At 28.8% G+C, this 25,017-nt stretch carries 26 protein-coding genes; 13 read left to right on the top strand and 13 right to left on the bottom strand.

Annotated features, from left to right (window positions below):
* The first annotated feature begins 1 nt into the window (after position 1).
* Together CLV86_RS07070 and CLV86_RS07065 are read left to right on the top strand one after the other, a co-directional pair.
* Complete coding sequence (locus CLV86_RS07070) at positions 2–772, top strand: TIGR03915 family putative DNA repair protein (protein WP_121051185.1); 771 nt, start codon at positions 2–4, stop codon at positions 770–772.
* Between the two features lie 113 nt (positions 773–885).
* Entirely contained in the window at positions 886–3,102 is a 2,217-nt protein-coding gene (locus CLV86_RS07065; protein WP_121051183.1) for an ATP-binding response regulator, read from the top strand.
* 71 nt (positions 3,103–3,173) lie between these two features.
* Here the strand turns inward: CLV86_RS07065 and CLV86_RS07060 are convergent, their stop codons facing one another.
* On the bottom strand, positions 3,174–4,622 hold the full coding sequence (locus CLV86_RS07060; RefSeq protein ID WP_076733578.1) for a glyceraldehyde-3-phosphate dehydrogenase: 1,449 nt from the start codon (positions 4,620–4,622) through the stop codon (positions 3,174–3,176).
* A 160-nt stretch (positions 4,623–4,782) separates the two neighbouring features.
* The gene (locus CLV86_RS07055) at positions 4,783–6,192 is read right to left on the bottom strand and encodes a trypsin-like peptidase domain-containing protein (protein WP_076733577.1); all 1,410 of its coding nucleotides are present in this window, start codon (positions 6,190–6,192) and stop codon (positions 4,783–4,785) included.
* A 163-nt stretch (positions 6,193–6,355) separates the two neighbouring features.
* Between CLV86_RS07055 and dapF the strand changes: the two genes are divergently transcribed.
* From dapF to CLV86_RS07030, 5 genes are all read left to right on the top strand, one after another.
* Complete coding sequence (dapF, locus tag CLV86_RS07050; RefSeq protein ID WP_121051181.1) at positions 6,356–7,135, top strand: diaminopimelate epimerase; 780 nt, start codon at positions 6,356–6,358, stop codon at positions 7,133–7,135.
* A complete protein-coding gene (locus tag CLV86_RS07045; protein ID WP_121051179.1) occupies positions 7,129–7,659 on the top strand; it encodes a GNAT family N-acetyltransferase in 531 nt (176 codons plus the stop codon). Before dapF ends, CLV86_RS07045 begins: the two co-directional genes overlap by 7 nt.
* Positions 7,649–8,692, top strand: a complete 1,044-nt coding sequence (mltG, locus tag CLV86_RS07040; RefSeq protein ID WP_121051177.1) for an endolytic transglycosylase MltG — start codon at positions 7,649–7,651, stop codon at positions 8,690–8,692. Before CLV86_RS07045 ends, mltG begins: the two co-directional genes overlap by 11 nt.
* Before the next feature lie 2 nt (positions 8,693–8,694).
* Positions 8,695–9,600 carry a DUF2279 domain-containing protein gene (locus CLV86_RS07035; protein ID WP_249037461.1) on the top strand — a complete coding sequence of 302 codons (906 nt, stop codon included), beginning with the start codon at positions 8,695–8,697 and terminating at the stop codon, positions 9,598–9,600.
* A 107-nt stretch (positions 9,601–9,707) separates the two neighbouring features.
* Positions 9,708–10,373: a peptidoglycan-binding protein LysM gene (locus tag CLV86_RS07030; protein ID WP_076734411.1), complete on the top strand. Its 666-nt coding sequence runs from the start codon at positions 9,708–9,710 to the stop codon at positions 10,371–10,373.
* Positions 10,374–10,385: 12 nt separating this feature from the next.
* Here CLV86_RS07030 and CLV86_RS07025 read toward each other — a convergent pair whose 3' ends face one another.
* Genes CLV86_RS07025 through dnaA form a run of 3 tightly spaced genes read right to left on the bottom strand, consistent with a single transcriptional unit; the run spans position 10,386 to position 13,009 of the window.
* Positions 10,386–11,102 carry an SAM-dependent methyltransferase gene (locus CLV86_RS07025; RefSeq protein ID WP_121051173.1) on the bottom strand — a complete coding sequence of 239 codons (717 nt, stop codon included), beginning with the start codon at positions 11,100–11,102 and terminating at the stop codon, positions 10,386–10,388.
* 5 nt (positions 11,103–11,107) lie between these two features.
* Complete coding sequence (locus tag CLV86_RS07020; protein ID WP_121051171.1) at positions 11,108–11,566, bottom strand: low molecular weight protein-tyrosine-phosphatase; 459 nt, start codon at positions 11,564–11,566, stop codon at positions 11,108–11,110.
* 15 nt (positions 11,567–11,581) lie between these two features.
* On the bottom strand, positions 11,582–13,009 hold the full coding sequence (gene dnaA, locus CLV86_RS07015; RefSeq protein ID WP_076733570.1) for a chromosomal replication initiator protein DnaA: 1,428 nt from the start codon (positions 13,007–13,009) through the stop codon (positions 11,582–11,584).
* A 190-nt stretch (positions 13,010–13,199) separates the two neighbouring features.
* Here dnaA and CLV86_RS07010 point away from each other — a divergent pair, with 190 nt between their 5' ends.
* Positions 13,200–13,598, top strand: a complete 399-nt coding sequence (locus CLV86_RS07010; protein ID WP_121051169.1) for an acyl-CoA thioesterase — start codon at positions 13,200–13,202, stop codon at positions 13,596–13,598.
* Positions 13,599–13,606: 8 nt separating this feature from the next.
* Here CLV86_RS07010 and CLV86_RS07005 read toward each other — a convergent pair whose 3' ends face one another.
* From CLV86_RS07005 to CLV86_RS06985, 5 genes are read right to left on the bottom strand one after another with little or no spacing between them, the layout of a single operon-like run.
* Positions 13,607–14,221 carry an IMPACT family protein gene (locus CLV86_RS07005; protein WP_121051167.1) on the bottom strand — a complete coding sequence of 205 codons (615 nt, stop codon included), beginning with the start codon at positions 14,219–14,221 and terminating at the stop codon, positions 13,607–13,609.
* Between the two features lie 5 nt (positions 14,222–14,226).
* On the bottom strand, positions 14,227–15,090 hold the full coding sequence (locus tag CLV86_RS07000; RefSeq protein ID WP_121051165.1) for an EamA/RhaT family transporter: 864 nt from the start codon (positions 15,088–15,090) through the stop codon (positions 14,227–14,229).
* On the bottom strand, positions 15,087–15,698 hold the full coding sequence (locus CLV86_RS06995) for an HAD family hydrolase (RefSeq protein ID WP_121051163.1): 612 nt from the start codon (positions 15,696–15,698) through the stop codon (positions 15,087–15,089). Before CLV86_RS06995 ends, CLV86_RS07000 begins: the two co-directional genes overlap by 4 nt.
* Positions 15,699–15,741: 43 nt before the next feature.
* Complete coding sequence (gene ribD / locus CLV86_RS06990) at positions 15,742–16,707, bottom strand: bifunctional diaminohydroxyphosphoribosylaminopyrimidine deaminase/5-amino-6-(5-phosphoribosylamino)uracil reductase RibD (RefSeq protein WP_121051161.1); 966 nt, start codon at positions 16,705–16,707, stop codon at positions 15,742–15,744.
* Positions 16,708–16,729: 22 nt separating this feature from the next.
* Positions 16,730–17,185, bottom strand: coding sequence for a hypothetical protein (locus CLV86_RS06985; protein WP_121051159.1), 456 nt, complete (start codon positions 17,183–17,185; stop codon positions 16,730–16,732).
* A gap of 73 nt (positions 17,186–17,258) precedes the next feature.
* Here CLV86_RS06985 and CLV86_RS06980 point away from each other — a divergent pair, with 73 nt between their 5' ends.
* The 5 genes from CLV86_RS06980 to CLV86_RS14160 all read left to right on the top strand — a co-directional run bounded on the left by CLV86_RS06980 (position 17,259) and on the right by CLV86_RS14160 (position 22,854).
* The gene (locus CLV86_RS06980; RefSeq protein WP_121051157.1) at positions 17,259–17,753 is read left to right on the top strand and encodes a GNAT family N-acetyltransferase; all 495 of its coding nucleotides are present in this window, start codon (positions 17,259–17,261) and stop codon (positions 17,751–17,753) included.
* A 12-nt stretch (positions 17,754–17,765) separates the two neighbouring features.
* Positions 17,766–18,632: a peptide chain release factor N(5)-glutamine methyltransferase gene (prmC, locus tag CLV86_RS06975; protein WP_121051155.1), complete on the top strand. Its 867-nt coding sequence runs from the start codon at positions 17,766–17,768 to the stop codon at positions 18,630–18,632.
* Positions 18,632–19,213, top strand: a complete 582-nt coding sequence (locus tag CLV86_RS06970; protein WP_121051153.1) for an LOG family protein — start codon at positions 18,632–18,634, stop codon at positions 19,211–19,213. Before prmC ends, CLV86_RS06970 begins: the two co-directional genes overlap by 1 nt.
* Position 19,214: 1 nt before the next feature.
* Positions 19,215–21,206: an NAD-dependent DNA ligase LigA gene (gene ligA, locus CLV86_RS06965; RefSeq protein ID WP_121051151.1), complete on the top strand. Its 1,992-nt coding sequence runs from the start codon at positions 19,215–19,217 to the stop codon at positions 21,204–21,206.
* Between the two features lie 1,261 nt (positions 21,207–22,467).
* Positions 22,468–22,854, top strand: coding sequence for a hypothetical protein (locus CLV86_RS14160; RefSeq protein ID WP_147427018.1), 387 nt, complete (start codon positions 22,468–22,470; stop codon positions 22,852–22,854).
* Here the strand turns inward: CLV86_RS14160 and CLV86_RS06950 are convergent.
* From CLV86_RS06950 to CLV86_RS06940, 3 genes are read right to left on the bottom strand one after another with little or no spacing between them, the layout of a single operon-like run.
* Positions 22,846–23,220: a DoxX family membrane protein gene (locus CLV86_RS06950; RefSeq protein WP_121051145.1), complete on the bottom strand. Its 375-nt coding sequence runs from the start codon at positions 23,218–23,220 to the stop codon at positions 22,846–22,848. The genes CLV86_RS14160 and CLV86_RS06950 overlap by 9 nt on opposite strands.
* A gap of 59 nt (positions 23,221–23,279) precedes the next feature.
* Positions 23,280–24,197: a bifunctional metallophosphatase/5'-nucleotidase gene (locus CLV86_RS06945; RefSeq protein WP_121051143.1), complete on the bottom strand. Its 918-nt coding sequence runs from the start codon at positions 24,195–24,197 to the stop codon at positions 23,280–23,282.
* A 9-nt stretch (positions 24,198–24,206) separates the two neighbouring features.
* Entirely contained in the window at positions 24,207–24,968 is a 762-nt protein-coding gene (locus CLV86_RS06940) for a 5'-nucleotidase C-terminal domain-containing protein (protein WP_121051518.1), read from the bottom strand.
* Between the last annotated feature and the right edge of the window lie 49 nt (positions 24,969–25,017).

Here is a 25,017-nt window from a genome sequence, read left to right as displayed (position 1 = left end):
AATGTATACAGCATTAATTTACGATGGCTCTTTTGATGGTTTTTTAACCAGTATTTTTGTAAGCTTCGATTTAAAATTGGAGAAAGTAAATATAGTTAAATCTCAATTTTTTCAGGATTCATTTTTTGAAGAGAAAGAAACTATAATTACAGATAAAGAAAAAGCAGATCGTGTTTGGTTAGGTTTAAAAAAGAAAATAAAACCAATAGAATTAAGCAGAATGTATTATGCTTTTCTAAGCGAAAATGCTACAGTAGAAAACGCATTGTTTATGGCAATAAAGTATGTGTTTAAAAGTAAAGATAATGTAGCTTCTAATTTCTCTAACCCATACATATTAGAAATTTCAAAGCTATCTAAAAATGTAAGTAGAGAAAAACATAGAATGGAAGCCTTTGTAAGATTTAAGCTTACAAAAGATAATATTTACTTTGCTAATATTGAGCCAGATTTTAATGTATTACCATTAATCACCAAACATTTTAAAAATAGATATGCGGACCAGAAATGGATGATTTACGATTTAAAACGTAATTATGGGATATTTTATAATTTAGAAAAATTAGAAACTATACAACTGTCCTTTAATAACAGTTTCGATCCCACAAAAACAAATGCGTCCTATTTTACAGATTCAGAATTAGAATTTCAACAACTCTGGAAAGACTATTTTAAAAGCACAAATATTAAATCTCGTAAAAATATGAAGTTACATATACAACATGTACCTAAACGGTATTGGAAATATTTAAGCGAAAAGAGTCCAATTTAAATTAATTAATATTTAAGTTTCTATTAATTGTATGTTTTACTTGCTTAAATTTTAGTTAGTTACAAATTATCTTATTAATATTGTAGTGATAACCTACTTATATTAAAAAAACCTTGAATAAAACTGTTTTAATTATACTAGCATTATTTCTTCATTGTTCTGTAATTAACGCACAATCTAATAGCAAATCTCAACAAGAAAAAGTTGAGAAAAATAATAACCTTCAAGAGCAAAAAGATATAGATTCGTTAATTAGAGATTTGCGTGATAGTTTTTATGCTAAAGATTATGTTAAGACTATAGATGACGGGAAAGCAATTATAGAAAAAGCAAAACCTATAAATTATAATACAGCAGTTTATACAGTTTCTAGTATTTTAGGTAACACTTTTTTGCAATTAAATGATACTATTGCAGCCGTTAAAATTATTAAAGACCAATTAGAACAAGCAGAAGTTAGAAAAGACTCAGCAAATTTTTTAGGAGCAAGTATCGATTTAGGAAATATTTATTTTTATCAAGGTAAAATTGATAAAGCTCTAACATCTTTTAAGTTTGTTTTGCCTCATGCAAAACAATCTAAAGACACAATACGTTTATTCATATTAAACTATAATATTTCCGAAATTTATTTAGATAAAAAAAACAGTAATAAGTCAGAGTTTTATGTTAATGAAACAGGAAAATACATAGATGTACTTAGAGCTAAACCTTATCACGCTGGATACGAATTAATATTAGGAAGATTAAAATATCTTAAAAATAATCCAAAAGAAGCCATTGTACACTTAAGTAAAGCAATTGAAATTTCTAATAAAATAAATTATACAGAGTGTTTAATTAAAAGTTCAAGCTTTCATGCTCTTGCAAGTGCTAAATTAGGCGATTTTGAAACTGCGTATAAACTACAACAAAAGGTAGATTTATATAAAGAAGAAAAATATAATACAGATAAAATAAAAGCTATAGAAACTGTAACTGCCAAATTTAATATAGAGCAATACAAACAAGATATAGAAAGAAAAGAGCTTAAAAATAAAATAATAGAGCAAGAAGCAAATAGAAACGAAACAAAATTAATGTGGGTATCTTTTGCAACAGTAGGATTATTGCTTTTAATGCTATCTATATTGTATTCATATTTTAAAAGAAAAAAGCTACTTAAAGACTTAAAAGAAAGAAATATAAAATATTTAAAAGCTAAAGAAAAAAGCGAAGAATTAGCAATTGCAAAAAGTTTGTTTTTTTCAAATATAAGTCACGAACTTAGAACTCCACTATATGGAATTATAGGTTTATCTTCCATTTTAATGGATGATAAAACTTTAGATAAACACAGAGAAGATGTTAAGTCTTTAAAATTTTCTGCAGACTACTTATTATCATTAATAAATGATGTTTTACAAATTAGTAAACTAGACTCTAAACAAGAAAATAAGCTAAATAAAAAAGCTTTTAACCTAAAAGATCTTTTAATTGGTATTATGAAGTCTTTTGAGTTTTTAAAGGTGCAAAACATGAATACCTTTAATATTAAAATTTCTGAAGACATACCTAATATTTTAATAGGCGATGATGTGAAATTATCTCAGATACTAATTAATATTATTGGAAACGCCTGTAAATTCACCGAGAATGGTATAATAACAGTAAATGTTGGTGTTGAAGCTATAAAAGATGATAATGTAACAATTAATTTTAACATTAAAGATACTGGTATAGGTATAGAAAAAAGTAAACAAGAAGTAATTTTTAATGAATTTGCTCAAGTAGAAAATAGAACAAAAGGATACCAAGGCACAGGCTTAGGTTTACCTATTGTTAAAAAACTTTTAGAGATACATAAATCTAAAATTAACCTTATTAGTGAAGAAGGGAAAGGAACAGAAATTAGTTTTAAAATAACTTACGATATAGCAACGGAAACGTCCCAAGTTATAAAGGAAAATTTATTAGAATCTAAAATTTCTATTAGAAATAAAACAATTTTAGTTGTAGATGATAATAGAATAAATAGAATAGTAACTAAAAAAATTCTAGAAAAATATAAAGCAAAACCATTGGTTGCAAATGGAGGACTTGAGGCAATAGAATTTGTTAAAAATAATACAGTTGAACTTATTTTAATGGATATTAACATGCCAGAAATGAATGGCTTAGAAGCAACAGAAGCGATTAGGTTAATAAATCCAGATGTGCCTGTAATAGCTTTAACTGCAGTAGAAATTGAAGAAATGAAAGAAAGTATACAAAACTCAACAATTTGCGATATTATAGTAAAACCTTATGACGAGGTCGTTTTTATAGAAACCATTTTAAAACATATTTAATTAAGGTTTAAAAATAAAAAAGCTCAAAATTGACATACAATTCTGAGCTTTTTTTATAAAGAATACTACTATTAATAGTAAGTAAAACGTCTTACTTTAGCAATATGTTTAGCTAAACGAATAACTTGATGACTGTATCCATATTCGTTATCATACCAAACATAAAGTATTGCATTTTTTCCATCTTTTCTTACAATAGTAGCTTTACTATCATAAATAGAAGGAGCAGAGCAACCAACAATATCACTAGAAACTAACTCGTCGCTCATTTCATATTTAATTTGTTCTACTAAATCACCTTCTAAAGCATATTTTTTTAATGTAGCATTCATACTATCAACACTAGCTTTAGATTTTAATTCTAAATTTAAAATAGCCAAAGATCCGTTAGGAACAGGAACTCGAATAGCGTTAGAAGTTAGTTTCCCTTCAAAACTTGGTAATGCTTTAGAAACAGCAGCACCAGCACCAGTTTCTGTAATAACCATGTTTAATGCTGCAGCACGACCACGTCTGTATTTTTTATGAAAATTATCAACTAAATTCTGGTCGTTAGTATAAGCGTGTATTGTTTCTAAGTGTCCGCTTTTTACACCAAAAGTATCTTCAATAGCCTTTAAAACAGGAGTAATAGCGTTAGTAGTACAAGAAGCAGCAGAAAATATATCTAAACTATCTGGGTCATTTTCTAAATGGTTTACACCGTGTACAATATTTGGAATACCTTTACCAGGCGCAGTAAGTAAAACCTTGTCTGCACCAGGAGAATTTTTTAAACGTGTTAAGGCTTCTTTATCTCTAAAAACACCCGTGTTATCAATAATTAAAGCATTATTAATATCGTATTTTGTATAATCTATGTCTTCTGGTTGATTTGCTGAAATAATTCTAACCGTAGTACCATTAATAATTAAAGATTCATTTTCTAAATCTACAGCAACAGTTCCAGAAAATTCACCGTGAACAGAATCGTTACGTAATAATGAAGCTCTTTTTTCTAATACAGTTGCATCGTTTTTACCACGTGTAACAATAGCACGTAAACGCAATTGGCTACCTTTACCAGTTCTAGTCATTAATTCTCGGGCAACTAAACGTCCAATACGTCCAAAACCATATAATACAACATCTTTAGGAGTTATATCATCTGTTTTATCAGCATTTTTTAATTTGCTAGAAACAAATGCCATAGCATTTGAATGCTCTTGCTCTTCTAAATGATACTCGTAAGTTAATTTACCAATATCCAATTTTGCTGGCGGAATATCTAATGTCTTAATAGCTTGTGCAATTTCCACAGAGTCAAAAACCGAAATTGGTTTTTGCACAAATTCACCTGCATATTCATGAAGGTTTAAAATTTGGCTTACATTTCTATCTATTAATTGGTTTCTAAAAAGAACCAACTCTATAGATTTGTCGTACCAAAGGTCGCTAACAATTTTAATAAATTCTACGGTAGCACGACGTCTGTCGGCTTGAAAAGCTAGTTCGTTTTCATAGGTTTCTTTAACTGGCATTCGTTTAAGTATTTAGTGAGTTGTTTTTTATATTTCAGTTTTACTGAATTTTTTTGCAAAAGTATAGAATTCAAACGTTTTCGTAAAGGATTTTAAATAAAAAAATAAAAGCACTTTAGAATTTTCTAAAGTGCTTTTAAAAATCTTATAATTTTAAATTTTATCTAAATGCGTATTTTAAATTTTGTCCATTAGAATTAATTAACTCAATAGCTAATGGGTGATAAGGATCTTTATTTTTTATAATCTCTTTTACATCTTCAACCGAGTTAACTTCAACACCGTTTACTTTAGTTATAATATCTCCAGCTTGAATACCTTCTTGAGATAAATATTGTGCATATCCTCCAGAAATTGCTGTTATTTTAACGCCTTTTTTAACCTTATACTTTCTTAAGTCTTTAGGCTTAGCATCTTTTATAATACCAATATTAGGTATTGTTAAAGTGTTATTTTTTAATAAAGTTACTTCTGCTTGTTGTTGTACACCATTACGTAAATAATATACTGTTACTTTATCGTTAGGTCTTTTAGTATCTAAATAACCTCTTAAGTCCGAAAATTTTCTAATTTCAATATTATCAACCTTTTTAATAATATCTCCACTTTTTAATCCTGCAGCATCTGCACCAGTATCTTCATCTACATCATCTACATAAAAACCTTCTGTTTCACCAACTCCAAGTTTTTCGGCAGCACTACTATTTAAAGAGCCACCACGAACACCTAAAATACCATTTTGTACGTTACCAAATTCCATTATATCTTGTACCACTTTCTTTGCTATATTACTTGGCACAGCAAAAGAGTAGCCTATATAAGAACCTGTTTGAGACGTAATAGCAGTGTTAATACCAATAAGTTCTCCATTAATATTTACTAGTGCTCCTCCAGAATTTCCAGGATTTACGGCAGCATCTGTTTGTATAAAAGATTGACTACTTTCTCCAGATAAATCTCTAGATTTAGCACTTATAATTCCTGCAGTTACCGTAGATGTTAAATTAAAAGGATTACCAACAGCTAATACCCATTCTCCAATTTTAGCAGTATCGCTATCACCAAAAGTTGTATAAGGTAAAGCTTCATCACTTTCAACCTTTAATAATGCAATATCTGTTTTTGGATCTGTACCAACAATAGTCGCTTCTAAAGTTCTGTTATCGTTTAAGGTAACGCTTAGTTTTTCAGAAGAATCAATAACATGGTTGTTAGTAATAATATAACCATCTGGAGAAATAATTACACCACTACCAGTACCTAATTGTTTACGCTGAGGTACACGACCTAACATTAAATCTCGCATAGATGGCTGCGCAGTTGTTATAGTAATATTTTTTACATGCACTACAGCATCTAACGTTTTTTCTGCTGCATTTGTAAAATTAATACCTTCTATGGCTCCTAAATTACTATTTGATGCAGTATAATTTACAGGTTGAAAAAAAGGTTGAACTTTTTCTTCTTGTTGTGCAATTGTTTGTTCTTCTTCAAGAAAGGTTTTATATGTTCCAAGAGTAATTGCACCTCCTAATACCGAAACTAAAACCAGTGTTGCTATTTTTTTCATATAAAATTTTTTTATTTCCTTTTAGTAAGGAATCTTAGTTAAGATTTATTAGTATAACTATAAAATTAATTTTTTTATTGCTCAATAAAATCAACTTTAACGAGAGATTAACATCAAAAATAAATTTTCAATACACTATATTTGTTCCTCTAAATTTTACTTAATGACACACACCTTTTTCAAATATCAAGGTACAGGAAATGACTTCGTTTTTATTGATAATCGAAAGGAATTATTTAACAAAAATAATACCAAATTAATAGCGCATTTATGTAATAGACGCTTTGGTATTGGTGCAGATGGCTTAATATTGCTAGAGAATGATGAAGATGCAGATTTTAAAATGGTTTACTTTAATGCAGATGGAAACGAAAGTACAATGTGCGGAAACGGAGGCAGATGTATTGTTGCTTTTGCTAATAAATTAAACATTTTTAAAGATAAAACAACATTTAATGCTATAGATGGTTTACACGAAGCAACAATAGATAATGGCTTTGTTAAACTTAAAATGAAAGATGTAGACGATGTAGAAGTATTTAAAGATTATGTGTTTTTAAATACAGGATCTCCACATCATGTAACATTAGTAGAAAATATAAAAGAATATAATGTTAAAAATGAAGGAGCAAAAATTAGATATGGTGCGCCTTATAATAAAGTAGGTACTAATGTAAATTTTGTTAAGCAAATAGATTCTGAAACTTTTTCAGTAAGAACTTACGAAAGAGGTGTAGAAGATGAAACTTTATCTTGCGGAACTGGAGTAACAGCAGTTGCTTTAGCAATGCATACCTTAGAAAAAACTAATACCGAAGTAGTAACCTTAAATGTAGAAGGAGGAACGCTTAAAGTATCTTTTGAAAAAACTGAAAAAGGTTATAAAGATATTTGGCTTCAAGGTCCTGCAACATTGGTTTTTAAAGGCGAAATAGAATGGTAACATTAAAAGGCGAACATATATATTTACGCGCTTTAGAGCCAGAAGATTTAGAATTTATTCATACTATTGAAAACGACGAGTCTATTTGGGAATTAAGTAGTACTATAACACCTTATTCAAGATTTTTAATTAAAGAGTATTTAGAACATGCTCACAAAGATATATACGAAGTAAAACAATTACGTTTATTAATTTCAGATTATAATAATGTAGAAATTGGTTTAATAGACGTATTCGATTTTGATGTAAAAAACCAACGCGCAGGTATTGGAATTTTAATTCATAAGACTAATAATAGAGGTAAAGGTTATGGAAAAGAAGCACTTTCTCTATTAGTAAAATACTGTTTTATGCACTTAGATTTGCATCAACTATATTGTAATATTTCTGAAAGTAACATAGCAAGTATTGCACTTTTTGAAAATGAAGGTTTTGAAAAAGTAGGATTAAAAAAGGACTGGAATTTCCATAACGGACACTATAAAAACGAATATTTATACCAACTTATTAATAATGTACATTAAAAAAATTATCACAGCCATTGCTATTATTGGCTTAGCAATAGCAGCTTATTTTGCTTATTTTATTTACGGAGCAATGTTAAAACCTAATACAGCTTTTAATAATAAAGAAGCTTATATTTTTGTTCCAACCAATGCAACTTACTCAGAAGTTAGGGAGCAATTAGAACCTTTGTTAAAAGATATTGATGGTTTTGATGCACTTGCAGAGCAAAAAAAATATACTACTAATATTAAATCAGGTCGTTTTGTTATAAAAAAAGATATGAGTAATAATGATATTATTAATTCTATAAGAAGTAATAATATACCACTTAAAATAGCCTTTAATAATCAAGAACGTATTGAAGATTTAGCTGGCCGTATAGCTTTTCAAATAGAAGCAGATAGTTTGTCTTTATTAAATGCAATGACGCATCCTGAATTTTTAAAGAAAAACGGATTTACAACCGAAACTGTTTTAGGAATGTACATACCTAATAGTTACGAAGTTTACTGGAATACTTCTGCAGAGAGTTTTAGAGATAAAATGCTAAAAGAATACCATAGATTTTGGAATCCATCTAGAACCAAAAAAAGAAAAGCACTTAACTTATCTACTAACGAAGTCATGTCTATAGCGGCAATTGTACACAAAGAAACTGCAAAAGTAGATGAGCGTCCTAGAGTTGCTGGAGTATATTTAAATAGAATAAAAAAAGGAATGCCTTTACAAGCAGATCCTACAGTAATTTATGCTGTTAAAAAACAATCGGGAGATTTTAAACAAGTTATAAAAAGAGTACTTTATAAAGATTTAGAAATAGACTCTAAATATAATACTTACAAATACGCAAGTATACCTCCAGGCCCAATTTTTATGCCAGATGTTTCAGCAATAGATGCTGTTCTAAACCCAGAAAAGCATGATTATTATTATTTTGTAGCTAATGTAAATAACTTTGGTTATCATAAATTTGCTAAAACTCTATCACAACATAACGTAAACAAGCGTGAGTATGTAGCGTGGATAAATAAACAAGGTGTTAATAGATAAAAGTGAAACGTTTTCTACTCTTTCTTTTTTTCTTTAATTTCTTATTTAGCTTAGTAGCACAACAAAATATTTTTTTTAAACCTAGTGATACTTTAAATACAAAACGAAGAAATGCAGTAGTAATTTCAGAAGCTACTGTTGGCGGTTTAACACTTTTAGGTTTAAATCAACTTTGGTATTCAGATTACGAACGTTCAAAATTTCATACAATAAACGATAATAGTGAGTGGCTTCAAATGGATAAGTTAGGTCACGTTTTCTCTGCTTATCAACTTGGTAGTTTTGGAGCAAAAACATTAAAATGGAGTGGTGTTAGAAAAAAAGATCAACTTTTATATGGTGCAACTTTAGGCTTTTCTTTTCTTACTGCTGTAGAAATTTTAGATGGTTTTTCTAGTGAGTGGGGATTTAGTTGGGGAGACTTTACTGCAAATACAGCCGGAACCGGATTGTATATTGGTCAAGAACTCTTATGGAAAGAGCAACGTATTGTTATGAAATATTCTTTTCATAGAACTAAGTATGCTTCACAAAGACCAGATAAACTTGGAAATGGCTTTTTAGAAGAAGCATTAAAAGATTATAATGGACAAACGTATTGGTTATCTGCAAATCTTCATTCTTTTTTGCCAGATACTAAAATACCAAAATGGTTAAACCTAGCTATAGGTTATGGAGGAGAAGGTATGTTGTCTGGAGATAAAACTCTTATAGTAGATAATAATCTTATCAATCAAAATAGAAAGAGACAATTTTACATAAGTTTAGATGTCGATTTGACAAAAATTAAAACTAATTCTGAACTATTAAAGACGTTTTTTAGCGTTTTTAATACTATAAAAATACCATTTCCAACTGTGGAGTTTACCGATAAAAATAGCGTAAAGCTCCATCCTATCTACTTTTAAAGCACTTAAACGATTGATTTTCAGTATTAAAAAAAAGGTTGTACATTTGCACTCGAAATTTTAGGCATGCTTATTGTTTAATAGCTGCTTTAAAAAATCAAATGGTTATGAATAAAAAAAATATTGCAAAGTTAGTTTTATTAGCGTTTACAATATGTATTTTAATTGTAGTATCGCTTTCAAACAAATCTTATACTAAAGATTATGCTATACTGGTTAAAAATAACACAGAAGATATAGCATTAAGTAATTCAATTGAGCAAAATAAAAATGCCAATGTTTCATTTAAAAATCAATTCTCTCCAAAATTAGGAAAATCGTTCAACGGTTTTAAAGAGCAATTAGGTTTTAAAGAATCTCAAAACGATTATTTTAGAGTTAACACTTTAGGTTATTTAGGTAAATATCAATTTGGAAGAAGTACTTTAAAGCTTATAGGTATTAATGATACTCAACTCTTTTTAAATACTCCAGAATTACAAGAAAAAGCATTTATAGCAAATGCAGAGCGTAACAAATGGGTATTAAGAAAAGATATAAAACGTTTTGTTGGTAAAAAAATTAATGGAATTGAGGTTACAGAATCTGGTATTTTAGCAGCAGCACATCTTGCTGGTCCAGGTGGAGTAAAAAAATACCTAAGAAGCTATGGCTCTAATGGTTTTGAAGATGCTTATGGAACTTCTATTAAGTATTACATGAAACGTTTTCATGGTTATGATACATCAAAAATTAAAGCAAATAAAAAAGCTAAAGTATCTGTTAATGCTTAATTAATAAGTTATTTAACTTTTATGAATTATAAATAACGTTGGTCTTTTATGGAGGTCAACGTTATTTTTTTTCCAGTTGTTTGCCGACATTGTTTTTATAAATTCTGAAGGTAAAGTAATATCGCAAGCTACGCAGATATTTGTGTTGCCATTTAATGTATTACACAAGTCTTCAAGAAATTTATTATTTCTATATGGAGTTTCAATAAATAATTGTGATTGATTTTGCTCGAAAGATAAACGCTCTAAGCGTTTTATTTCTTGCTTTCTTTCGTGCTTATCTATTGGCAAATAGCCATTAAAAGCAAAACTTTGACCATTCATTCCAGAACTCATCATTGCCATTAATATTGACGATGGACCAACTAATGGCACTACTTGTATATTATTTTCGTGTGCAAGTTTTACAATATCTGCACCAGGATCTGCAACACCTGGACAACCAGCTTCAGATAGTAATCCAATATTTAACCCTTTTTTACATGGTTCTAAAAAAGTTGGGAGTTCTTCTATTTCGGTGTATTTGTTTAATGCAAATAATGTTAGGCTAGATTGTATTTTAGATGGACATATTTTTTTAATGTCTCGTCTTGCGGTTTTTTCATTTTCAACAATAAAAATATCAACGTGCTCAATTGTATTTTTTACAGTTATAGGTAAAACCTGTAATGGATCTGTGTCTCCTAAGGTTGTAGGAATTAGATAAAGTTTTCCGTAAGATTCGTTCATTTAATTTATTGTTGTTTTAACCTAGTAGCTATTACATTACATGCTTCGTCTAACATATTATATACGTCGTCGAAACCAGAATCGCCACCATAATATGGGTCTGGAACTTCTAAATCTTTATTAGGATGACTTTCGTTTAAAATAAGCTTTACTTTAGCAATATCTTTAGGGTTTCTAGCCATTTTTACTATGTTGGAAAAGTTAGATTTATCCATAGCGTAAATAAAGTCGAAGTTTTCAAAATCTTCAACTTTAAACTGTCTTCCTCTTTGGTTAGTAATATCTAAGCCGTTTTTTTTAGCAACAGCAATAGAGCGTTTATCTGGTAAACTTCCTATATGGTAATTGCTTGTTCCTGCAGAATCTATTTTAAAATTTTCTGTATTTAATTTTGATTCTAATATACCGTGAGCCAGTGGTGAGCGACAGATGTTTCCGAGGCAAACCATTAAAATTTTAATCATAATTCTGATTTTTTTTTAGACCGACAGCTTTTTTGTCAAGTCTTCAACATACTTTCTAAATTGCTTATCTGTAGAAGATAAGTTGTCAACTGTTTTACAAGCATGTAAAACGGTAGCGTGGTCACGTTTTCCAATTTGAGAGCCAATACTTGCTAAAGATGCTTTTGTTAATTTCTTTGCAAAAAACATAGCTAATTGTCTAGCTTGAACAATATGGCGCTTTCTTGTTTTAGACTGAAGCGTATCAACATCCATTTGAAAATAATCGGATACAACTTTTTGTATATAATCTATAGAAACCTCACGTTTAGTATTTTTTACAAACTTTTCTACTACTTGTTTGGCTAGTTCTATATTAATCTCTTTTTTGTTGAAAGATGATTGTGCAATTAAAGAAATAATGGCACCTTCTAATTCTCGAATATTAGATTTAATATTTTTAGCAACGTACTCTATAATATCATCTGGCATTTCCACACCATCTCGATATAATTTGTTTTTAAGTATAGAAACACGTGTTTCAAAATCTGGTGTTTGTAGTTCTGCGCTTAATCCCCATTTAAAACGAGATAATAAGCGTTGCTCTATATCTTGCATATCTACCGGCGCTTTGTCACTTGTTAAAATAACTTGCTTTCCGTTTTGGTGTAAATGGTTAAAAATATGAAAGAAAACATCTTGTGTTCCAGATTTTCCAGATAAAAATTGTACATCATCAATTATTAGAACATCTATTAATTGGTAAAAATGAATAAAATCATTTCTATTATTTTTCTTAACAGAGTCAATATATTGTTGTGTAAATTTTTCAGCAGAAATATATAAAACTGTTTTTTCTGGATATTTATCTTTAATATCTACACCTATAGCGTGTGCTAAATGTGTTTTTCCTAAACCAACACCTCCAAAAATTAATAATGGATTAAAAGATGTTCCTCCTGGTTTTGCCGATACAGCTAAACCAGCACTTCGTGCTAAACGGTTAGAGTCACCTTCTAAAAAATTATCAAAATTATAATTTGGGTTAAGTTGAGATTCAATTTTTACATTACGAATTCCAGGTATTACAAATGGATTACGTAATTCTCTATCCTTATTTTTTAAAGGCACATCTACATCTTGAGCTTTTACTGAAGAACGATTAGAACTTGGAATGCGCTCTGTAAATGGTTGCTTGTTACCATAAGTGTTTTCCATTTTTATAATGTAAACAAGCTTGGCAGTTTCTCCTAATTCTTTTGTAAGTGCTACTTTTAAAATTTTAACGTAATGCTCTTCAAGCCACTCGTAAAAGAATTTACTAGGTACTTGTACACTTAAAGCATTATCTGTAAGCTTTACTGCAACGATTGGTTCGAACCAAGTTTTGTAGGCTTGAGGTTGGATATTGTCCTTTATAAAATTAAGACAGTTATTCCAGACCGATTGCGCAGTTATACTCATGTTAATTTTTTATATTTTTAAGTTAGTTGATTTACAGACGAAATATTGGGACATTGGCCGTCTGTTTTGTGCTTGGCAAATATGTGAACAAAAAACTTAAAAAAAAAATCATTTACTATTGAATATTTAGTTTTTTTTCCTCATACTGATATCGTAAACGAAACTACAAAAAAAATATCACAATTATAGAATGAAAACTGATAAAATTGATATAAGAGTTAGATATGCAGAAACCGATCAAATGGGTGTTGTTCATCACGGAAATTACGCATTATATCTAGAAATTGCAAGAATTGAATGGTTAAGGAAATTAGGAATTTCTTATAAAAAAATGGAGGAAAGTGGTATTGGTCTTCCGGTTGTGTCTTTAAGTGTAAAATATAAGAAATCTATTAAATATGATGATGTAATTACTGTTAAAACAACACTTAAAAATAAGCCTTCTGTTAAGGTTGAATTTGAGTATGAAATACTGAATGATTTTGGTCAAATTCTTTCAACGGCAAATGTGGTTTTAGTATTTGTTGATTTAAAGACAAATAAACCTACAAGACCTCCAGAATATTTTTTAAAAGCTTTAAGTGAATAATTTTAATATTAGACCTTTTTAATTGATACTTTATATATAGAGTCGAAAATATTATAAATAGCTTTTGCATCTTTTTTCCTAACAGAAATAGTTACTTCGCAGTCTAATTCTAGTTTTTGGTTGGTAATATTTAAGTTTTTTTCTTTAATAATACGCATTACTTTATTCATTAATTCGTATTCAAAACTTATAACAAATTCAATGTTTATTGTAAGTTCTTTAATATTTGATGCTTCTAAAGCTAATTGAGCTCCCGTTTTATAAGCGTTTATTAATCCTCCAACACCTAGTTTTACACCACCAAAATAACGAACAACTACTATTAGTATATTAGTTACATTGAATGATTGTATTTGACCATATATAGGCATTCCAGCACTATTGTTTGGCTCTCCGTCGTCGTTTGCGCGGTAAACAATGTTTTCGGTTCCAATTTGGTAGGCGTAGCAAAAATGTCCTGCTTTTTGATGTTGCTCTTGTAAGTTTTCAAGGTGGCTTTTAATGTCTTCTTCAGTTTTAACAGGAAATGCATAACAAAAAAACTTAGAGTTCTTGTCTTTAAAAAGTACTTCTTTAGAAGGTTTTAAAATTGTTTTGTATATATCACTTTTATTATCTGCCATAATAATTATGCTAATGTTACTAATATAATAGATACTATTGCTAATGCAATGCCAAACCAGTTTTTTAAACTTAACTTTTCTTTAAAAAAACTGAGGCCAACTAGTGTAGATATCATAACAATAGCAACATTGTTAAGAGTAAAAATTATAGAACTTTCAAATTGGTCTATTTGTAAAGCTTTTAAAAGCATATAAATAGAGTAATAATTTATAATGCCTAAAATTAATCCAGAATATATGCTACGAAAATCTATTTTTAATGCACCTTTTATCGCTTTCGCGGAAAGAATAGTAATTCCTATTAAACCAGCAATAGCAAAGATAATAGCCGAAAACAAGTGAGTTTCTATTGCAGAAACATAGGTTGTTTCAATATATTTTAAAGTGGTATCTATAATTCCAGAACCAATAAATAAAATTACTGGTAGCCATACATTTTTTAGTTTAACTGTGCTAGTTTTTACCTTAATAGAAGTTAAATAAACAGCAATTAATGCTAGCGAAATGCCTAATAGTTTTTGAGGACTTAAATTCTCGTTGTATGCATATATGCCAAAGGCAATTGGTATAACAACACTCATTTTACTAGCAACCGAAGCAACCGAAAGCCCATTTTTTTGAGCTGTTAAAGCCACTACATTAAACATTGTAATAAATAAAAAGCCTAAAAAAACTGCACCATAAAACCATTGTTTATTAATTATTGAGGTTAATGTTATAGTTTCTGTAGCGCTTGTAATACCAATTGTAAATGCAACAAAATAATTAACTATAATTGTTTGAAGTGTGTTTATTTTGTATTTAGAAAGTAATTTAAATAGAACAAAAACAAGTGTAGAGGCTAATATGCTAATAATTAGATATATCAAAATAAGTTGTTTTTTATGGTAAACAAATCGATTATATCTTCAATTTTTGGGTTGTTATTCCATACATGAATACCAAGTTTAGCTGCAGCTTGAGTATTCTCTATTGTATCGTCTATAAAAAGGCAGTCTTCGGCTTTTAAATTGTTTTCTTTTAATACAAATTCAAAAATATTGGTATTGGGTTTTCTTAAATTTATTTCATGTGATAAATAAAAAACATTAAAAGCAGATTTAAATTCTTCATAAAAAGGAACATTCTCTTTTATGCAATTAATATGAAGTTCGTTTGTATTACTAAGTAGAATAAGATTATACTTGTTGTCTTTAGCTAATTGTTTTATAAAATCTAATCGTTTAGGAGGAAAGTCGCATAAAATGTAATTCCAAGCTTCAATAATTTCTTTTTTAGATAGTTTAGGAAAGTTTTGAGTGTAAAACTCTATAAATTCAGCAGTAGAAATTAAGCCTTGCTCGTATAGTGTGTTTATGGCTATTAATTCTTCAGAAAGTTCTTCTAATTCAAATAACTCTAAAGCATTTAACATGGCACCTTCTTTATCAAGATTAATAAATACGTCTCCGAAATCGAATATTATAGTTTTTATCATTTAGTATTGTTACGCTTTTATTTGTGTGTTTTAAACGTTTAAATTAATGTTTACGTTCGTAAATTTTCAACACGTCATTAAAAATTGTTTGTTCAGAAATTAAATTTCCAGAAAAAACAGGAGCTTTAACGCCTTCTTTAAATTCTATAGCTCCTTTAAATACTCTTGCTTCATCCCAAAGTTCTTTGTCTATAAACAACTGAAGTGTTTTTGCTCCGCCTTCTATAATTATAGAATTAATATTTTTTTTATATAAATATTGGCAAGTTTCTTTTAAAGACTGCTCTTTAATAATTAAAGTTTCAGCTTCAGTATTAAAAATATTATACGCTTTAGAAAGCAAATTGTTTTTATCTAAAACTACACGAATTGGGTTTTCGCCAGTCCAATCTCTAACAGTTAAGGTTGGGTTATCTTTAACTACTGTATTGGTCCCTACTAAAATGGCTTGTTCTTCTGCACGCCATTTATGTACTAATTGTCTTGATGTTTTATTAGTAATCCAAATAGGTTTTTGTTCATTTTTTGTTGCAGGTGCTATAAATCCATTGTTAGTTTCTGCCCATTTTAATATAATATAAGGACGTTGTTTGTTGTGGAAAGTAAAAAAGCGTTTATGGTGCGCCTTACATTTAGATTCTAAAACGCCAACAGTAACTTTGCATCCAGAATCTATTAATTTTTTTATTCCTTTTCCAGCAACTTCAGGATTATCATCAACACATCCAATAACTACATTAGGTATTTTATAATGTATAATTAAATCGCTGCATGGAGGTGTTTTTCCATAATGAGAACAAGGTTCAAGTGTTACGTAAAGTGTGCTTTGTTGTAAAAGAGATTTGTCTTTAACTGCATTTATTGCATTTACTTCAGCATGGTTACCACCGTATTTACTTGTAAAACCTTCGCTTATTATTTTGTTATTATATACTATTACAGCACCAACCATAGGATTTGGACGAGTTTTTCCTAATCCGTTTTTGGCAATTTGTATTGCTCGGTGCATATATGTTTGGTGTGTATTCAAATTAAATTTTAATTTTTACATCTTCAATTTCATCGATATTGTATTTATGGGAAAATCCAAAAACTTTATATTTAATTTCACCTTGGTATTGTACTTTAACTGTTTTATTAAGTACGCTACTTAATAAACCACTAAGGTTATTAAGATTTAAAATTTTACTAGTAGGAATATTTGCCGATAACGGAATTGAAAAATCTTTTTTTGCAGGTACATCAAATTCTTTAGAAGATACAGTGGCAGCTTCAATACCATTTACGGTAATAATAATGCCTTCGGTTTCTAATTTTCCGCCAACACTGTTTGGGTTGTTAAAAAAAGCGTCTGCGGTAACAACAATAAATTCGCTATTAGACTCTGCAACTGCTATATTTTCAACACGCAAAAATTCTGGTTTTTCCTTAAATTTACAGCTTAAAAAGCAACATGTAATTGTTAATAAGATTATAAGTTTCTTCATCTTGATTTTTTTAATTTAATTGGTATTGCTGTATATTCAACCTCAAAATACTGCGTAAAAATACTATAATAAAGTGAGTAAAAATAATATGGTTATTAGAGAAATTATGCTTGAAGATAATGTGCAGATAGAAGGTGTTATACGTGCATGTTTTCCAGAATTTAATATTCCTTTAAAAGGTACTGCTTATGCAGATCCAGAAACAAAAATAATGTATCAATCTTACAAAAATAAAAACGATGTTTACTATGTAATCGATGTTGATGGAGAAATACATGGTGGAGCAGGTATAAAAACTTTAAACGGTTTTAAAAGTACAGTTTGCGAACTTCAAAAAATGTACTTTTCACCAAAAATTAGAGGAAAAGGTTATGGTAAACTATTGTTTAAAAAATGTATAGATTCTGCAAAAAAGATGGGTTATAAGCAGTGTTATATAGAGTCTGCTCCACAATTAAAAGCTGCAATTCATATTTACGAATCATTTGGTTTTAAACATTTAAAAGAGCCATTAGGTGATACAGGACATAACTCTTGTTCAATATGGATGATTAAAGATTTATTATAAATAAAGTTAATTGTGTTAGTAAAAGATTTAGAAAATATATTTCACGAAACGTTAGATGTTATTTATGGCAAAGAAGAAGTGTCTAGTTTTTTCTTTTTGTGTACAGAGGCTTTTTATAATATTTCAAGATTAGATATAGCCTTAAATAGAAACATTTCTATAACAAAAGAAGAGCAGCAGCCAATTTTTGATGCTTTAGAAGCATTAAAAAAAGAGCAGCCTATTCAATATATATTAGGTGAAACCGAATTTTTTGGTTTACCATTTAAAGTTAATGAAAATACATTAATACCAAGACCGGAAACGGAAGAGTTGGTACAGTTAATAATAGACTCTAAAAAAAATAAAGCATCAACTCAATTATCAATTTTAGATATTGGAACCGGAAGTGGTTGTATAGCTATTGCTTTAGCAAAAAACTTAAATAATGCACAACTGTATGCTTTAGATGTTTCGGAAAAAGCAATAGAAAAAGCTAAAGAAAATGCCACTTTAAATAATGTAGATATTAATTTTCTAGAAGGAAGTATCTTAAAAGATGATGATTGTGACACATTATTTAAAAATTTAGAGTTTAATATTATAGTATCTAATCCGCCTTATGTTCGTAATTTGGAAAAGGTAGAAATACAAAATAACGTTTTAAATAACGAGCCACATTTGGCATTATTTGTAGAAGATAATGATCCTTTAATATTTTATAGAGCGATTACAAAATTTGCCAAAAATAAATTGAAACAAAACGGACAATTATTTTTCGAAATAAACGAGTATTTAGGAGAGGAAACCAAAGATCTAGTTGAAAGTTTTGGGTTTAAAAATGTAGAAATATTAAAAGATATTTTTAATAAAAACCGAATGTTAAAAGCAAATATATAATGAATAGTATTGCAGTTTTTTGTGGAGCAAGTTTAGGAAATGATAATATAATAATTTCCGAAGCTCATGCTTTAGGTAAAACTTTAGCACAAAATAATATTACCTTGGTTTATGGAGCAGCAAAAATTGGTATCATGGGAGTTGTTGCTAAAGGTGTTTTAGAAAATAACGGAAAGGTATTAGGTATAATTCCTAATTTTTTAAAAACTAAAGAAATTGTTAGTGAAGATTTAACGCAGTTAATAGTAACTAATAATATGCACGATCGTAAAGTTAAAATGTACGAAAAAAGCGATGGATTTATAGTTATACCTGGTGGTTTTGGAACCATGGATGAGTTTTTTGAAATTACAACTTGGGGACAATTAGGTTTACATATTAAGCCAATAGGTATTTTAAACATAAATGGTTATTATGATGCTTTAATACAGCAAAGCAAGGTGATGGTGTCTAAAGGTTTTTTAAGTGAAGAAAACTTTAAAGCAGTTGTAATTGATAATACTATAGACGGATTGCTAGATAAAATGAACAATTTTAAGCCATTGCCAGCTCCAAAATGGTTAAATAAAGATAGATTATAGAATGACAATACAAGAAAAAATAAACCAACTTCGTAACACACTTCGCGAACATAATTATAATTATTATGTGCTAGATAATCCTACGATTAGTGATTATGATTTCGATATAAAATTAAAAGAACTTCAAGCTTTAGAAGAAGCAAATCCAGAATTTTATGATGCTAATTCCCCAACTTTACGAGTTGGAGGAGAGGTTACAAAAAATTTTAATACTGTAACTCATGAGCATAGAATGTATTCTTTGGATAACTCATATTCTTTAGAAGATTTAAAAGATTGGGAAACTAGAATTAAAAAGTTAGTAGATGGAGATGTTGCTTACACTTGCGAACTTAAATACGACGGAGCTTCAATAAGTTTAACATACGAAAATGGAAGTTTAGTAAGAGCAGTAACAAGAGGAGATGGTTTTCAGGGAGACGATGTAACTACAAATATTAAAACTATTAAATCTGTACCTTTAAAATTAAAAGGTAGTTATCCTTTAAAATTCGACATTCGTGGAGAAATAGTTTTGCCTTTTGATGGCTTTGTTAAAATGAATGAAGAGCGTGTAGCAAATGGAGAGGAACCGTATAAAAATCCTAGAAATACTGCTTCAGGAAGCTTAAAGTTGCAAGATAGTGCAGAGGTTGCTAAGCGACCTTTAGAATGTTTGTTGTATAACTTAACAGGAACTAATTTAGGTGTTGAAAATCAGTTTGAAAGTTTGGTAAAAGCAAGGCAAATGGGCTTTAAAGTTCCAAACGAAGCGCGCTTATGCAATTCTATTGAAGAGGTTTTTCAATTTATAAATCATTGGGATAAAGAAAGACATAATCTTCCTTACGAAACAGATGGAGTAGTAGTTAAAGTTAATAATTTATACCAACAAGAAGAATTAGGTTATACAGCTAAAGCGCCTCGTTGGGCAATGGCATACAAGTTTAAAGCAGAGCAAGTATCTACTACGTTAAAAGAGATAACATATCAAGTGGGTAGAACAGGAGCAATTACTCCAGTTGCTAATTTAGAACCAGTTGAATTAGCAGGAACCATTGTAAAAAGAGCATCTTTACATAATGCAGACCAAATTGAAAAGTTAGATATACGTGTAAACGATGAAGTTTTTGTAGAAAAAGGAGGAGAGATAATTCCTAAAATTATAGCTGTAGACTTGTCTAAAAGACCTTTAAATTCTGAACCAACAAAATATATAACACATTGTCCAGAGTGCCAGACACCGTTAGAAAGAGTGGAAGGTGAGGCAAAGCATTTTTGTCCAAATTATAATGGTTGCGAACCACAGGTTGTGGGAAGAATACAACATTTTATTTCTAGAAAAGCTATGGATATAGATGGTTTAGGAGGAGAGACTGTTGCACTTTTGGTAAAAGAAGGTTTAATTACTAATTATGCAGATTTATATGCACTTAATAAAGAGCAAGTAATGCCTTTAGAAAGAATGGCAGAAAAAAGTGCAGAGAACTTAATTAATGGTATTGATGCTTCAAAGCAAATACCTTTTGAGCGTGTTCTATTTGCTATTGGAATTCGTTTTGTTGGAGAAACAGTGGCAAAAAAATTAGCTAAACATTATAAAAGTATAGAGGCTTTAGCAAATGCCTCAATTGAAGATTTAGAAAAAGTAGACGAAATAGGAGTTAAAATAGCAGAAAGTGTAGTTGCTTTTTTTGCTTCAGAAGAAAATGTAAATACCATACAAAAACTAAAAGAGTTTGGTGTGCAATTGGAAGTGTCTGCAGAGAAGTTAGCAAATTTAACCAATAAACTAGAAGGTAAATCGTTTGTTGTTTCTGGAGTATTTACTCAAGTATCAAGAACAGAGCTAAAAAAACTTATTGAAGATAATGGAGGTAAAAATGTAAGTTCCATATCTTCGAAAACCGATTTTGTAGTTGCTGGTGATAAAATGGGACCAAGTAAAAGAGATAAAGCTGAGAAGTTAAATATTGAAATAATATCAGAAACAGATTTTTTAAACATGTTATAATTTTAAAATAAAAATAAATTTGTAAGTAATTTAGTGTTAATTTTTTTTGTTTCTTAATAGTTGAAACCGTTAATTTGGTATTTCATTACCTTTAAGCCCTTTATGTCCAAACAAAGTAAATTTATTATTTTATCCATGGCTATTATTTTAATAATAGTGCTTTTAGATGTGTTTGGGTTTAGCACAATATCTTATAATTTAGAGCTAATGTTTGTTCCCGTTTTAGCATTGTTCTATTTTTTTAAAAAAGGAGCTAAAAGTATTACATTAATACTGTTTTTTTTGTGTTATACAGTAGGAGAACTTGTTAGTATGTTTCTGTATAATCCAGACGAAAACATTTATTATTACTTATGTAATATTTCTTACATAATTGCATATTTTTTTCTTATTCTTTATGTTGTAAATGGCCTAAATTTTAAAGTGATATTTAAAAAGTATCTATTTTATTTTATAGTGTTGTTGTTATTGAGTATTTATATTCTTTATTTTTTTATAAACTTGGTCAAACCTATAAACTTTGAGTCTCAATTAGATGTTGCGGTTCATATTGTCGAATTTGTATATAATTTATCTTTAGTAGTATTACTGTCTCTTTCTTTTTTAAACTATATCCATAACAACATAAGGAAATATTTGGTGTTATTTCTGTCTTGTTTTTTAATAGCTTTTTCAGAGTTTATATTGATTACATATTACTTTATTGATGAGGATATTGTATTAGATTATATGTCTACAGTGTTTTTCTTTTTTGGTGTGTCGTTGCTCTATAGCCATATTCTTATAGCACCTGAAGAGGAAACGAATAGTTTACTTGTATAGTTTTTCTTTCAAATACAATTTAATTACGTGTATTTCGTCGATTAAGTGTATATTTTAACGTTTATTGGTTTATTTTCTTATATATTTACTTTCCCTTAAATCTATTATAATGAAAATCACAAAATTACAGTGTATAACAAGCCTTCTTGTTATAATCACTTGTTTGTTTATGGTTAGCGTCTTGTTTGACCTTGTTAAACTATCAAGCTATTTAAGAGCTTTTATACTTTCTTTTTTAGTGTATTTATATTTTACCGTATCAGAAAATAAAAGTAAATTTTTTGCAATCTTTTTAATTTCTTCCGCATTTGCAGAGTTTATAAAGGCTTTTAGTTATTTCGATGTTAGTGTTTTACCTAGAATTAGTAATATCGCTTATATATTTGGCTATTTAAACTTACTGTTATACATAGCTAAGCGTATTAATTTAAAAATATTAATGAGTAAATTTAAATTACCAATTTTTGTACTATTTATATTTAATGGTTATTTAATTTTTACCTTAAATCAAATGATTTTAGCAGATAGTACTATTAAAGTTTATACATTAGATTTTTTAATAGAATGCCTTTATAATATTAGCATATTATTGTTGCTTTCTTTTTCATTAATTAACTATTTGTATCATGATTCTAAGAAAGGATTAATACTTTTTTTAGCAAGTGTTTGTATTGTGTTTTCTGAAACAGTAAGAGTGGCATATGTGTTTGTTTCTTCAGACTATATACTAAGTGTAATTTATTCTATACTTTTAATTATAGGTTTCTCTCTTGTGTATTTTTATATTGTTTCTAAAATGAATAAATATTATAAAGTATTATTTTAAAATCGGAATTTTTTTTCTGTTGTAGAATAAAACAATACAAGAAAGAATAAATGTTATTAATGCTGTATAAAATAATATGCCATTATCTCCATTAACACTTATTCCAAGTTGTGTTATGTGTAAAAATATTGCGCCGCCAATTATACCAATAGTAAGTAGAGTTCCAACCCATACTGTTTTAGGAATTAATAGTAATATTCCAGCAACAAGCTCTAAAATTCCAATAGCAATACGACCGTAAGGCTCCATGCCAACTTGAGTGAAAATGTAAACACTATCTGGATGTCCAGTAAATTTATATCTTAAAGTTTGTATTAAAATAATGGCAATAACAATGCGTAATCCTAATAGTATTTTGGCTCTCATAAAAGCATAATGTTAATAATTAATAACTACTAAGTTTAGTCGTTATTAATTATTATTTATTACACTATTATAGAAGTTCCATTTGCAGTTTTGTTTTTGTCAGCATCAAAAAAGAAATCAATTTTACCTAAATTAATACCATAACAACCTACTTGGTTTACTAATACGTTTTTACCATCTTTATTTTGCGCTACTGTAGGCTTTGGTAAAAAAGTGTGTGTATGGCCACCAATAATTAAATCGATATCTCTTGTTTCTTTTGCAAGAACAAGGTCACAAATTTTATTTGGGTTTTTAGAGTAATAATATCCTAAATGAGATAGGCAAATAACTAAGTCGCATTGCTCTTCATTTTTTAAAATTCTAGACATATCTGTAGCAATCTCTACAGGATCTAAATACTCTGTTTCTTTATACATTTTTTTGTCAACTAAGCCATCTAGCTTAATACCTAAACCAAAAACACCAATTTTAATACCTTCTTTAATAAACACATGATAAGGTTTAACATGCGTATCCATTATTGTATTTTTAAAATTATAATTAGCAGATAAAAATTTAAAATCGGCATGAGGTAATTGCGCATACAAACCATCTATACCATTGTCGAAATCATGATTACCAATAGTTGCAGCATCATATTTCATTTTAGACATAAGTTTAAATTCTAATTCGCCGCCATAATAGTTAAAATATGGAGTGCCTTGAAAAATATCACCAGCATCTAATAAAAGTGTATTTGGATTTTCATTTCTAATAGACTCAACTAAACTTGCGCGTCTAGCAACTCCGCCTTGGTTAGCGTTTCTGCCATCTTCTGGGCTAAAAGGATCTATATGGCTATGCACATCGTTTGTATGCAGTATTGTTATTTTTTTTGTTTTTATTGCCGAATTACAAGATTGAAAACCAAATCCACCAAGAGTTACTAATGCTGTTGCAGCCGATGATTGTTGAATAAATGTTCTACGTTTCATTTTTTTAAATTATTTGGTTTGGGTAAATCTGTTATCAATTTTCGGGTTAATCGTATCTACTTTTTTAAAGTAATCAATCATAGCATTTCTAATTTTATAATCTAAATAATAAACCGAGTCGTTAGGTTTAAAAAAACGCATTCTGTCTCCACCGTCATATAAATAATCGTTAGTTGCTACATAGTAAGTTTTGTCTTTTTCTATTGGTTTTTTATTAACTAAAGCATTAGAAATTTTATAGTTTTTGTCTAAAGTTAATGTTATACCACGAACAGGATGAGCTCTTTTAGCTTCGCTTAAATAATGCATCATGCTGTCTATTTGTTGTCCTTTAAGAGCTACAACAACAATACTGTTTTCAAAAGGCATAACTTTAAAAGCTGTTTCTGTGGTAATGTTTCCTTTAGAAATTATGGATCTAATGCCACCGTGATTTAATAAAACAATATCAATATTTTTACCAGTTCTTTTGTTAAATATTGGGTTTCCTTCAGAAAAAACAACATCTGCCATTAAATTACCAATAGCTGTATTTAAGTCGCCATCGCTTTTTGTATAAGTTTTTGGAGCATAAGATAATACTCTATGCATATCTTTTTCTAGTTGTTCTCTATATGGTGAAATTAAAGAGTCAAAATCTTTATCTAATTCAAGTCTATCTTTTATAGCAATTTGTTTACCTTCAATTTTAGAAATTGAATACGGTTCTTGTTTACATGAGTAAAAGAAAATAAGAAGTAGCGTTAAATTTAATAAGTGTTTTTTTTTCATGTGTAATACTTGGTTTTTTTTAGAAAACATGTGGTCGATTTTCCTACTT

It is taken from the genome of Lacinutrix venerupis (genome assembly GCF_003663945.1).
Taxonomy (GTDB): Bacteria; Bacteroidota; Bacteroidia; order Flavobacteriales; family Flavobacteriaceae; genus Lacinutrix; species Lacinutrix venerupis.
Note: the sequence above shows the minus strand (reverse complement) of the source record. Positions and strands in the feature narration are given on the sequence as shown.